The following is an 11,576-nucleotide window of genomic DNA, read 5'->3' on the forward strand; positions in this document are numbered from 1 at the left end:
ATCAGCTTCCAAGAAGAGAGGATAATTCTGACTGTTGGGCATTTAATTCAGTCATAACAGTCTCAAGTTGAGAGAATTGATTGTAATACTTTTCCTGCATAGTGCTCATTTCACTTGTAACATCTTTTACCTTAAGCTCCTGTTCATATAGTTGATCTGGTAAGGTACCTTTTCCTCCAGTCCCTGTACTACTATAATCGTATTGCTTATTTGCAAAAGAAGTCAATGTAGCTGTATTTAAAGTTACATTTGTATATCCCACATTTTTTTCAAGTATACTCTTAATTCTGGTAAAAATTCCATCTTCCTGATACTCCTGAGTACTACTGTCATATTTTGTAGTACCATCACTTGCAGTAGGAGCTTTAGTAGTCGATACATTAGTAAATAATTTTAATACCTGATCAGGGTTACTTGTTATGGCAGTTTTTAATTTTGATGCATCTGATATATCTATATGTGCAGGCGTATCTATATCATAAGACGTATCTATTCCAATGCTGTTTGAGCCATAAGTTCCTAGTGAATATCCAGCATTACTTACTGCTGTAGTAAATGCAGTTCTCAAATCACTGAGCATTTTTTCGAGATTATCGTCATTTCTAAGAATACCTACTTTGGCTTTAGTTTCCCATGCTGTAATTTGGGAAGTAGTCATTTCAGATTTTTGTGAATCTGTCAAAGGACTATAGTCAGAATCCTTCTTTTCAGTAAGTTTTGTTTCAATGTTATCTACTACAGTATTATATTTATCAACAAAATCTTTAATTTTATCATATACCTTTTCAGTATCCATACCTACATTTACTGAAGCATCACCAGTACTTGACAGAGTATAGGTCATTCCATCTATAGTGAAATTATTGCTTGTCTTGTCTGTAACTGTAGTTCCTGTTGATGAACCTGGTGGAGTAATTGTAACATTTGCATTACTAGCACCGCTTGTAATCTTAGTACCTGCAGTATAACTTCCTAAAATTTTACTTAAATCTGTACTACCACTTTCTATTGTCATATTGGTAGTGCTACCAGTTGCTGAAGTCTTTAAATCAAACTCACCTGTAAGTTCACTAAAAGTTGCCTTTACAGATCCACTGCCTTGATTGTTTATGGCATCAACCAAATCTCCTAGTGTAGAATTGCCTAATGTGTTGTCTAACTTAATATTGATATTACTACTTCCACCATTAACATTTAATGTTAAATTAATAGATTCTTTTAATGACGAATCTATATCCGTTAATTTTGTAGAAAGTGTAGCTTTTGTTGAAGTTGATGTTATTACTTCAGAATTTTTTAATCCTGCACCTGATGCTAATGTAGTAACCGTTATTTTATATTGTCCTGTTTTTGCTCCCACCCCCGGGGTAAAAGTTGCCACTGATGTATCAACTGTAGATGTACCAACACCGCTTACAGTGTATGGTGCAAAATTTGTTGAAGATAAAATATTATTATCTGAACTAGCTGAATCAAAAAAAGAACTTTGCAAATCCTTTACGCTCTTGATAATGTCCTGATATGCCTCTTGTTTCCACTGAGTAGTTTGTTCTGCCTGCTTTGCCTTATCAAGCTTTGTCTGCTCTGCAGTTAACATTTTTTTTACTAATGCATCTACATCAAGACCAGTAGAAAGACCTGTCAATCTAATCATATTACCGCCGCCGGCACCAGTAGCGCCAGTTGTTGTTGTAACATCACTCATGTTTAAAACCTCCTCTTTTTATTTAGTTAATAATTAATTCTTGCTTGTCTTAGAAATTTTATAAGCCTGTTCCCAGGTGTCCTTTACATTTTCTATCAATGGAATAACTTCATCCATTATTTTTTCACTTTTTTTCATATTTGCATCAGTAAGTCTCCTCACTATAAAATCATATAAACTCATAAGGGATTGTCCCCAATTTCCTGCTTTGGATATATCTAAAGATGCCATAAGTTCATAGAATATATTTTCAGTTTTAACTATATTTTCGTGAGCCTTTTTTATATCTTTATCAATTATGGCTTGTCTTCCTATTTTTGAAAACTTAACTGCACCATCCACTAGCATTAATAAGAGCTGTTCCTTTGGAGCATAATTTATACTGTTAGTTTTATATGTGTTATAAGCATTAGCTGCATACATACAACGAACCTCCCTTTTTTAGTTAATAGTCTTCCTTAACTATTAACTTTTCACATCCACAATAGTTCCCCTTTTATTATCTTTTGAAAGATTTTCTCCCTCTTTAAAAGCTTTTACCTCAATTTTTTCAGCTTTGCTTGCTTCAACAAAAATACGTTTTTTATTTTTATCATTTTTTTTATATTTATTAAGTTCGGAATTAAATTCCCCTTGATTGCCTCTTTTTCTGCCTTTATTTTCTTTATTTATAAAAATTCCAGTTTTGTTATGAACTTTTCCTGCACTTGTAGTTTCTTTTACTCTCCGGCGAACTTCAGGATCTATTTTATTCAATTTAAATTCCATTTAAAATCCCCCCAAAAATAATATACGTACTAGGCCTTTTTGTCCAAAAAAATTCCTGCCATTTCGCAAAGCTTGTCTACCATATCAACTATACTCTTAGGTGGTATTTCTTTTATTACCTTATTTGTGTTGTTGTCTATTATGCTCACCATTATGTTTCTAAATTTTCCATATACCTCATACTTCAGGTGAGTTGATGTATCCTCCATCAGCTTATTTACCTTGTCTACAGCTTTTTTTACATCTTTTTCACTTACATCTTTTGCACCTGCATCTTTATTCTGTGATGATTTATTGTCTTGAATTTCTGCAACATTACTAGATGTATTAATATTTAAAGATAGCTGTCTTCCCTGACCTATATCTTTAACTTCCATGCTAAACACCTCTTTATAATTTCTATAATAAATCTATTTTTTTAATTTTCTTAATATGCTTGTATCTGAAGCTGCTGAATTTTTGTTTTCTTCCTCTATTTCCCTATAAAGTTCTTTCCTGAGTATTGTTATATTTCTTGGTGCCGATATAGAAAGCTTAACTGTGCCATCTTCTATTTTTGCAACAGTAACTTCTATATCATCCCCTATAAAAATAGACTCGCCTTTTTTTCTGCTTATAACTAACAATTAAACCTCCCCCTTAATAAGTGGGTATTTTATTGGATAATTTGAATTATCCAGTATTAATTGTTCCCCTATACTTTCATTTTTATTTATTATTATAGGGGCTTTTAAATTAACTGTTATATTTTCCACTTTCGAGCTCAATCTAACTGTATTTACCACAATAATGTCATTTTGACTTTTTATATTCAGTTCCGATATTTTGTCATCATTTAAATCAAATTCATAATCTTTTAGTACATTAAAAGGTGAGACCACCACAATTCCAATATTGACGTCTTCAATGGAATGGAGAATATAAAATAAATTATTTTCCTCTGCTGGAGCCATTATAAACTTTTTTAGATTTTCAAAACCAGGGATACCTTTTTTAAAGGTTATTATATCTTCTTTTTCATAGCTAAGTGTTCCATGATATTTTGTATTTAATTTCATTTTTATCGCCTCAGCTCTTACTTAATGTAATCTAAAAGTGTAGGTTGTATCACTTTCGCGCTAGTTTGAAGACAGGCTTGATAAGTTGTAATTGCAGTATAATATTCTATAGTAGTTTGACTTATATCTACATCTTCTGTTTTTGAAAGTGAATCTGTCATACTCAACTTTAAAGATGAATTTTGAGTTGACAAATCTGTCATTCTGTTTTCCTTTGCACCTATATCAGAGGTAACCTTGAGAACCTGCTTCGAAGCCAAATCTATATCTTTAAGATCCTGGCCATCCAATTCTTCTGTTGCTGCAGCTTCATCATCTTTCCATACATAATAACTGCTTGTTCCATCTGAATTTTTTACTTCTATGCTGCCTGTGGTGCCTGAACTTACAGGAGATAAAACCTGCCCTGCTAAATGATGCTGTATCCTGTTCATAAGTGCGCTCAAGTTGTCTCCTGTAGTGCTGTCAGTACTATCTCCATACTGCATTACACTTGATGCTGTAGCATTATATGTAAGCACTACTCCCTGAGAAACTTCTATATTCTTATCTGCCCCTATATTTTCCATTGCCATATTCGAAAGTTTCTGGCCAGCAGTTGGTATACTTAAATCACCAACATCAGTAGATTTTATTGTTATATCATCGCTGGAATTTACAGCCAAAAATTTTATATTTCCATCATTGGTTTTTACTACATTTATCTTATCTTTAACTCCAGGATCAGTTGAAGTTGCTGGATTAGCTGGAGCCGGTTTAACATTATTGCTTTGCACTTTACTGTTCAAATCTTTAACTACATCATCTATAGTATTAGTATCTTTTGAATTATCTACAGTAACTGTATAATCCTTGCCATTTACACTAAAAGTTACATTTTTGCCCTTCCAGTTACTTATATTAAAGCCATTAGATACGACATCAGGAATTTTCTCTACAGCATTGCCATTATCGTCAACATACTCTATAGAAACATTTTTACTGGCATCAGTAGTTGTAGTTACAGGTTTTGAAAGTCCCTGAGTTCCGCCAAATATATATTCTCCCTTGAGATTTGTGTTTAAAATTTGTGCTATCTGTGTAACCTGCTGCTTTACTTCATCATTGATTTTATCTCTCTCATCCTGAGTATAAGGTGCATCGCCTGCTTTTACCAAATTATTTCTAACATTGCCGATGACCGTATTAATTTGTGTAAGTGCAGTATCTGTACTTTCCATCCATGTTGAAGCATCCTTTATATTCGTGCCATACTGATCATTTTCATATATTGAAGTTTGCATCTGCATAGCAATCTGAACATTAACCGGGTCATCAGAAGCCTTGGAAAACTTCTTCATAGAAGATGCCTGCTCCTGAATTTTGCTTAAATTTTGTAAGTTTCTCTGCATATCTGTCATAAAATTGTTAGATAGCAGTCTGCCTGTTATTCTCAAAATCAACACCTCTTTTTTCTTTAAAAATATAGGCTATTTTTAAGATTTTTTAAGTCCGTTTATAACTACATCAAGTAAATCATCTACCGTAGATATCATCTTTGCATTTGCCTGGTAACAGTGCTGAAACTGGATCAAATTCGTCATTTCCTCATCTATTGAAACTCCAGAATCAGATGCCTTTGATTGATTTAAAAGTGAGAGTTGTGAAGCAGTATTTGTTACCTGACTGCTTGATTCTTCTTCATCTAATCCAACTCTATTTATCATTTTAGTAAAATAATTGCTTATCGTTGCACCTCCGTCTTTATTTCCAATAGCATAAACATTATTTATGCTACTGTCTGTTGAAAATGTTCCACCAACCAGATCACTTCTCGTACTGCTGTCACTTACATCCTGTATATCCATAAGTGCATCTGCAAGCTTTGCCACAGCTAATGCTCTATTTCCATCTGTATTTGTACTCAAAGAATTACCATTTGAATCATACTTGGTATCCGTCTTAATAAGTGACGGTTTGTCTAATATTTTTACATTTACAGTTATATTGGCTGCTGTTATATTGTTTTCATCAGTTGCTGTATAGCTCGAGGAATCGGCAGGTTTTGAATTTACAAAAAAGTTGTTTATTCCACCCTCTGCTGAACCATCTGTAACATTATCAGCCACCCAGGTGCTGCTCTGGCTTATTATTGCATTTACGGACAGTGCCAATGATTTTGCAAGTTTATTAAGTTTGTCCTGATAATCTGATACATCATCCTGAACAGTCATATACCCTTTGAGCTTCCCTGTTGCCGGTTTAAAAAGCGTAAGCTGGTCAAAATCTACAGTATCACCGTTTTTTATTGTCGAATCGCCGGTATCTATAGTTTGAGGACTGCCTGCACCTGCTGCTTTATAAGCCATTCCACTGCTATTTGACCACAGCACCCTGTACTTGTCCAACTGTTTTTCTTGATCCTCAGTCATATTTACCTTTATGGTAACTTTATTATCATCTGTTAAAGTATTTCCTTTCTTATAATAAGTTACATCGTATTGATATATGGTGTTGCCATTTGTATCTTTAGTTGGATCTATAGGTTTTCCATCGGAACCAACCGAACGTGTTATGCTGTTTACATAAGAAAAGGTAGCTACATTTGTGTCATCCGGATTTGTTGACTGAACTATATTAAGAGCTTTTCCATTTAGCAGTGGTGCCGCCCCATTATCACCAGCATCTCCATAAGTGGAGCTTTTAGTTGTAGTTACATCTATTCCGTCATAACTCTTTTGAGTTACATCTATTCCAAAATCATTGCTCAATTTGTCAAGAAGTAAATCCCTGCTGTCCATAAGGTCATTAGGGTTTTGTCCCGATATTTTTATATCCCTTATTTGTTTGTTCAGCTCGGATATCCTTTCAAGCAGACTATTTGCATCAACTACCGTAGTTTTTATTTCTGATGCAGTATTATCTTTAATGCTTGTCAGTTGAGAATAAGTGTTATTTAAAGCACCTGTCAATTGATATGCCTGCTGGGCTACAGTGCTGCTGTTTTGAGATGATGTAGATAAATTCTGCCATGAAGTAAATAGATTTGTCATAAGCTTTGATATACCCGTATCTGAAGGCTCATTCAGTGCACTCTCAACCTGGCTCAAATATTTATCACGTGCAGTGAACTGTCCGCTTACTCCATTTGAAACTCTGTACTGGTAGTCCAGAAAGGTGTCCCTGATTCTTTCAATAGAATCTATGGTTACACCGGTTCCAAGTTGTCCTGCACTTGCAGCATTATCCATACTTGGCATGGTATAAGGTGTGGTAGTAACCATGTCTGCCCTCTGTCTTGAGTATCCATCAGTATTTGCATTTGATATATTGTGTGAGGTTACTTCAATTGCGGTTTGCTGCGAGAAAAGGCCACTTTTGGCCGTATTAAATATTGAAAATAGACCTGGCATTTAATTCAACTCCTTATTTAATTACCTGCTCTTTCCAAATGCATTGTAAGTTTTTGCACCTACACCCGGGTTTATGGCTCTCAGCATTTGATTTGTAAAGCCGAGCGACTGTTTAATCAGCATCTCGTTGGTATCTTTTTGAAATTTCAGCTTATCAAGTAATTCTACTATTGTATTATATGAATTTTCTAATTCCTTGTCTTTAAATTCCTTTATTACTTCCCTCATTGATCTGTCTTTGGTTATTTTTCTTCTCTCAATTTCAAGGTTTGCTACATCCTTGCTTTTTGCCTCTATAACCTTAACTATTCTATCAAGAGAAAATACCTCTCTTGATAAAAGGTATTTGTTCTGCTCAAGCAGGGATTCATAGAGTGCATTAAGTACTCTATATTCTTCTGACATAATTTGCTGTAATTTTAGTTCCAATTATATCACCTCCTTTAAATAAAAGAGGAAAGCATTTTTTGTGCAACAAGCTTTGCATCTACTTTATATGTGCCATTTGATATGGCATTTTTTATGTTTTCAACTTTTTCTTTTGAATCTATAAACTTATTGTCTAATGAGTACGCACTTAAACTCTTTCCAATAGATGATATTTGAATGGAATCCGTATCTTTTGTTTTTTCAGGATTTATGTCTTTTCCTTTTTTGCTTTCGTTATATATATTTGTTATATTATTTAATTTGATCCCATTAACTTTCATAAAAATACACTCCTTAACTTACAGACTTTAAAATTTCTAATTTCTCTGTGATATTAATATTATCGATTATAAGGCACCAACATTTATACCTCTGAATAAAGATATATGCTTTATTTTATGAACAAAATGTTACGCCTACTTGATTTAATTGTCATGTAAATATTATTAAATTCATAATTAAAACAAGGGTAATAATTTCTCAAAAGAAATTATTACCCTTATAAAACAAGCTGAAATAAATTAGTTTGCAAGTGATTTTACTCTCTCCTCACTGCTGACTATTCCAGTTATTCTAACTCCAAAGTTTTCGTCTATTACAACTACCTCTCCATAAGCAACTTTTTTACCATTTACCAATATTTCAACAGGCTCTTCAGCAAGTTTATCCAATTCTATAAGTGAACCTGTTCCTAAATTCAGTATTTCCTTTATGCTCTTTTTAGTTCTGCCAAGTACTACAGAAATTTCAAGAGGTACATCCATTATCAAATCTATATTTTTAGGAACAGCTTCAGTATTTTTAGAAGGTGTAAGAGGTTGAAAAGCTGCCTGGTGAACTTCTACTGGATTCTGTACCGGCGTTTCTATAGGTTTTTCATATACTCTTTGTTCTACTTTATCAGGTGCACTTTGTGCAGGCTGCTTAGCTTGCGGTTCTGCTTTATCAGATGTGCTTTGTGCAGGCTGTGGCTGAGGCTGAGGCTGAGGCTGTGCCTTGTTTTGTGCTTGAGCGTCATTTTTTTGTGGAGCCTCTTCCTCCTGTCCCATCATTATGGAAACTATCTTCTTCGCTGTATCAATTGGAAGTATTTGCATAATATGACTGTCTACCAGTTCTCCAATTTTAAGTGAAAAAGATACCCTTACAATTGGTTCGGACTGTGATATTGATTCCGTTAAAGGTTCTGTCATATCAGTCCAAATTTTAGATGTAGGAGGTGATATGTTTACTTCCCTCATAAACATGGTAGCCATAGATGTTGCAGCAGATCCTATCATCTGGTTCATTGCTTCAGCTACAGCACTTTCCTGAATTTCAGATAAATTATCTGCTTCGCCTTCACTCAGCTCTCCATTTCCGCCCATCATAAAATTGGCAATTACAGCAGCATCTTTCACTTCCATTACCAGAAGATTTTCTCCTACTATACCACTTGTATATTTTACTTCTAACGCTATGTTAGGACTATTAAATTCACTTTTTAAATCATCAAGTGTGGTAACTGTTACAATAGGCGTAGTTATATTTACCGGTTGATTTATTATTGTAGAAAGTGCTGTAGATGCAGATCCCATGGATATGTTTCCTATTTCTCCAAGTAAATCTTTTTCTACATCTGGTAATTCTGTATTTTTTGTTTCATCTTTTGTTTCACTTTTTACCTCATCTTTTTTATCATCCTGAGGATTAGAATTATCTCCTCCTCCATTTAAAAGTGCATCTATTTCTTCCTGGGAAAGAAATCCATTCCCATCCTCATTACTCATAATTTTCCACATCCTTATCTATTATATCTAGTATCTCAACGCCCATATTCTTTCCAATTATACCAGGCTTTCCATTATAATATGCCTTGTCTTCCACCATCAGTTTTACAGGACTTGTAGTTTTCTCTTTCAGTGTGAGTACATCTCCTATATTTAAATTTAAAAACTGTCCTACAGTAATATCTGAAGTTCCAAGTACACAAGAAAGATGCATATCAACTACATCAAGTCTCTTTCTAAGTTTTTCACGGGATTCATTTAATGTTCCTTCATCATTATCCTGAAACCAATACTGTACAACTAATTTGTCAAGTACTTTCTCTATACTTAAATAAGGTATACATATATTAATAAAAGTTGTAATTCCATTCATTTCTACAGAAAAAGTAATAAGCGCTACTGGATCATTAGGTGCTAACGTTTGATTTAATGCAGGATTTGTTTCAATTCCTTCAACTTCAGTTTCAACGTCCATAACGTCTTCCCATGCAAGTTTAAGATTTGATATAAGTCCGGAATTTACAACATTTATGATATTTTTATCTATATCAGTAAATTCCTTTATCTTGAATTTTCCAACTCCACTTCCACCTAATAGTAAATCTATTACTTCAAAAACAAACTGAGGATTTATTTCAAATAGCACTGTTCCACTTAAAGGAGGCATTTTAAATATGGTCAAAATAGTGGGATTTGGCACAGAATGAATGAATTCATCATAAGTAATCTGCTGCACGGATTCAACCTTTACCTTCACATTAATCCTTACCTGGGCAGTTAAATAATTTGAAATTATTCTAGCATAATTATCATGAATTAATTCAAGAGTTCTTATATGTTCCTTTGAAAATTTTTGTGGACTTCTAAAATCGTATGGTTTTACCTTCTGTTTTTCCTCTTCCTTAGGTAATTCATCCGGGGTAAGCTCCCCAGCAGATAATGCAGCTAAAAGGTCATCTATCTCATTCTGTGATAATACATCTGCCATTTCTTTCCCCCATTTCTTAAGAAAATTCTAATTTCAAAAAAGCTTATCAATGTTAATTAAGGTTACAACTCTATCTTTAAAATTTATAATTCCTTCTATGTATGGTCTCTTATTATCGTCTCCAGGCCTTTCAATCATACTTTCATCCAAATCCAAAACCTCATCTACCTGATCTACAACTATGCCAACCAGCTCATCATCCATTTCAAGTATTATTATACTGTTTTCACTGTTTTCATTATTTTCCTTCTTTGGAACATCTATTATAAGATTTATATCCAAAAGAGATATTACATTACCCCTTAAATTTATAAGTCCCTTTATATGTGCCGGTGCTTTTGGAACTTTAGTTATTTCCATAGCATCATTTATACTCTGAACTTTTGAAGTTTCTACAGCAAACTGTTCATCATTCAACTTAAATATAACAACCTGCATAAATTATACCTCCCTCCGGATAATAAAATAATTATAGTATTCAGCGTAATTAGAAATTTACACTAAATACTAATTATTTTGTATTGTAATTTTCAATATTTTAACCAACTACTTTGTTTATTGCTTCAAGAACCCTGTCAGGCTGGAATGGTTTTACTATAAAATCTCTTGCTCCTGCCTTTATTGCATCCATAACCATAGTCTGTTGTCCCATAGCTGAGCACATGATAATTTTAGCTTTAGGATCAAATGCTTTTATAGCTTTTACAGCTTCAATTCCATCCATATCAGGCATTGTTATATCCATTGTAACCACATCAGGATTTTCCTTTTTAAAAAGTTCTACAGCCTTAAGCCCATTATTTGCCTCTCCTACAATTTCGAATCCATTTTTTTCTAATATATCCTTTATCATCATTCTCATAAAAGCAGCATCGTCTACAATTAATACTTTAGCCATTTTTTTCCCTCCAAATTTTTACTACTTATTATATTTGTTATGCTATACCAAGGCTCCCTAAAACTTTTTCAAGAGATCCCGGTACCGGTACATAATAAAAGTGTCCATTTACTTCTGAATTATCCTCTACAAATATAGTTTCTATATCAAGAACATAGTCATCATATTGTCCTGATTCTATAAAAGTTGTAGATAGTATTGCTCCCAACATATCATAGGTAACTGCAGGTACCGAAGGTGTTGCATTTAAACCTGTAAATCTAGATATCGAGCTCATATAAGAACTAGATATTATATTACCTATTTCACATATAACAGATTCACCCATTTCATTCAAATGGTCTGATTTTTCTCCTGTCAAGCTTGCCACCATATTAAATGCTGTTTCTTTTTCAAATACAAATAATATATTTCCAGGTATATCTCCAAGTACTCTTACTATTACACTTATCACTTCATCCTCACCAATACTATTAAAGTATATTCGGAAACCCTTAGGCCTCCATTTATCTTAATCCCGAAGGGTGCTTTTTGATTATTCCCCCCAGAATTTCAAACAAAAACTAAAA

Annotated in this window: 14 protein-coding genes and 1 pseudogene; all 15 read right to left on the reverse strand. The window is 33.5% G+C overall.

All coding sequences use genetic code 11. The features are described 5' to 3' along the window. Window position 1 precedes the first annotated feature (1 nt). Window positions 2-1,705, reverse strand: coding sequence for a flagellar filament capping protein FliD (fliD, locus tag J2Z42_RS12255; RefSeq protein WP_209703066.1), 1,704 nt, complete (start codon window positions 1,703-1,705; stop codon window positions 2-4). A gap of 33 nt (window positions 1,706-1,738) precedes the next feature. Continuing rightward, entirely contained in the window at window positions 1,739-2,128 is a 390-nt protein-coding gene (gene fliS / locus J2Z42_RS12260; RefSeq protein ID WP_209703067.1) for a flagellar export chaperone FliS, read from the reverse strand. A 42-nt stretch (window positions 2,129-2,170) separates the two neighbouring features. Next, complete coding sequence (locus tag J2Z42_RS12265; RefSeq protein ID WP_209703068.1) at window positions 2,171-2,473, reverse strand: hypothetical protein; 303 nt, start codon at window positions 2,471-2,473, stop codon at window positions 2,171-2,173. Between the two features lie 29 nt (window positions 2,474-2,502). Next, entirely contained in the window at window positions 2,503-2,850 is a 348-nt protein-coding gene (locus tag J2Z42_RS12270) for a flagellar protein FlaG (protein WP_209703069.1), read from the reverse strand. A gap of 33 nt (window positions 2,851-2,883) precedes the next feature. Continuing rightward, window positions 2,884-3,099: a carbon storage regulator CsrA gene (csrA, locus tag J2Z42_RS12275; protein ID WP_209703070.1), complete on the reverse strand. Its 216-nt coding sequence runs from the start codon at window positions 3,097-3,099 to the stop codon at window positions 2,884-2,886. Beyond that, on the reverse strand, window positions 3,100-3,531 hold the full coding sequence (gene fliW / locus J2Z42_RS12280) for a flagellar assembly protein FliW (RefSeq protein WP_209703071.1): 432 nt from the start codon (window positions 3,529-3,531) through the stop codon (window positions 3,100-3,102). Window positions 3,532-3,548: 17 nt separating this feature from the next. Further along, on the reverse strand, window positions 3,549-4,967 hold the full coding sequence (gene flgL / locus J2Z42_RS12285) for a flagellar hook-associated protein FlgL (protein ID WP_209703072.1): 1,419 nt from the start codon (window positions 4,965-4,967) through the stop codon (window positions 3,549-3,551). 39 nt (window positions 4,968-5,006) lie between these two features. Next, window positions 5,007-6,923, reverse strand: a complete 1,917-nt coding sequence (flgK, locus tag J2Z42_RS12290; protein WP_209703073.1) for a flagellar hook-associated protein FlgK — start codon at window positions 6,921-6,923, stop codon at window positions 5,007-5,009. A 21-nt stretch (window positions 6,924-6,944) separates the two neighbouring features. Then, window positions 6,945-7,352 (reverse strand): flagellar protein FlgN, encoded by a 408-nt coding sequence (locus tag J2Z42_RS12295; protein ID WP_209703074.1) that lies wholly within the window; start codon window positions 7,350-7,352, stop codon window positions 6,945-6,947. A gap of 14 nt (window positions 7,353-7,366) precedes the next feature. Beyond that, window positions 7,367-7,633, reverse strand: coding sequence for a flagellar biosynthesis anti-sigma factor FlgM (gene flgM / locus J2Z42_RS12300; protein ID WP_209703075.1), 267 nt, complete (start codon window positions 7,631-7,633; stop codon window positions 7,367-7,369). A 240-nt stretch (window positions 7,634-7,873) separates the two neighbouring features. Next, a complete protein-coding gene (gene fliY, locus J2Z42_RS12305) occupies window positions 7,874-9,121 on the reverse strand; it encodes a flagellar motor switch phosphatase FliY (RefSeq protein ID WP_209703076.1) in 1,248 nt (415 codons plus the stop codon). Next, complete coding sequence (gene fliM / locus J2Z42_RS12310) at window positions 9,114-10,109, reverse strand: flagellar motor switch protein FliM (protein WP_209703077.1); 996 nt, start codon at window positions 10,107-10,109, stop codon at window positions 9,114-9,116. The genes fliY and fliM overlap by 8 nt, the downstream gene beginning before the upstream one ends. A 33-nt stretch (window positions 10,110-10,142) precedes the next feature. Then, window positions 10,143-10,547 (reverse strand): chemotaxis protein CheW, encoded by a 405-nt coding sequence (locus J2Z42_RS12315; protein ID WP_209703078.1) that lies wholly within the window; start codon window positions 10,545-10,547, stop codon window positions 10,143-10,145. Window positions 10,548-10,647: 100 nt separating this feature from the next. After that, on the reverse strand, window positions 10,648-11,007 hold the full coding sequence (locus tag J2Z42_RS12320) for a response regulator (protein WP_209703079.1): 360 nt from the start codon (window positions 11,005-11,007) through the stop codon (window positions 10,648-10,650). A 37-nt stretch (window positions 11,008-11,044) separates the two neighbouring features. After that, window positions 11,045-11,485 (reverse strand): annotated as a pseudogene (locus J2Z42_RS12325) (chemotaxis protein CheC); the annotation flags it as partial. Window positions 11,486-11,576: the final 91 nt, after the last annotated feature.

Origin of the sequence: Clostridium algifaecis (assembly GCF_017874415.1) — a bacterium.
Taxonomy (GTDB): domain Bacteria; phylum Bacillota; class Clostridia; order Clostridiales; family Clostridiaceae; genus Clostridium_B; species Clostridium_B algifaecis.

Excerpts from the sequence above, each read along its gene's own strand:
- J2Z42_RS12315 (WP_209703078.1), bottom strand. The coding sequence starts at position 10,547 with ATGCAGGTTGTTATATTTAAGTTGAATGATGAACAGTTTGCTGTAGAA.
- fliD (WP_209703066.1), bottom strand. The coding sequence starts at position 1,705 with ATGAGTGATGTTACAACAACAACTGGCGCTACTGGTGCCGGCGGCGGT.
- fliS (WP_209703067.1), bottom strand. The coding sequence starts at position 2,128 with ATGTATGCAGCTAATGCTTATAACACATATAAAACTAACAGTATAAAT.
- fliM (WP_209703077.1), bottom strand. The coding sequence starts at position 10,109 with ATGGCAGATGTATTATCACAGAATGAGATAGATGACCTTTTAGCTGCA.
- flgK (WP_209703073.1), bottom strand. The coding sequence starts at position 6,923 with ATGCCAGGTCTATTTTCAATATTTAATACGGCCAAAAGTGGCCTTTTC.
- fliY (WP_209703076.1), bottom strand. The coding sequence starts at position 9,121 with ATGAGTAATGAGGATGGGAATGGATTTCTTTCCCAGGAAGAAATAGAT.
- flgM (WP_209703075.1), bottom strand. The coding sequence starts at position 7,633 with ATGAAAGTTAATGGGATCAAATTAAATAATATAACAAATATATATAAC.
- J2Z42_RS12270 (WP_209703069.1), bottom strand. The coding sequence starts at position 2,850 with ATGGAAGTTAAAGATATAGGTCAGGGAAGACAGCTATCTTTAAATATT.
- fliW (WP_209703071.1), bottom strand. The coding sequence starts at position 3,531 with ATGAAATTAAATACAAAATATCATGGAACACTTAGCTATGAAAAAGAA.
- J2Z42_RS12265 (WP_209703068.1), bottom strand. The coding sequence starts at position 2,473 with ATGGAATTTAAATTGAATAAAATAGATCCTGAAGTTCGCCGGAGAGTA.
- J2Z42_RS12320 (WP_209703079.1), bottom strand. The coding sequence starts at position 11,007 with ATGGCTAAAGTATTAATTGTAGACGATGCTGCTTTTATGAGAATGATG.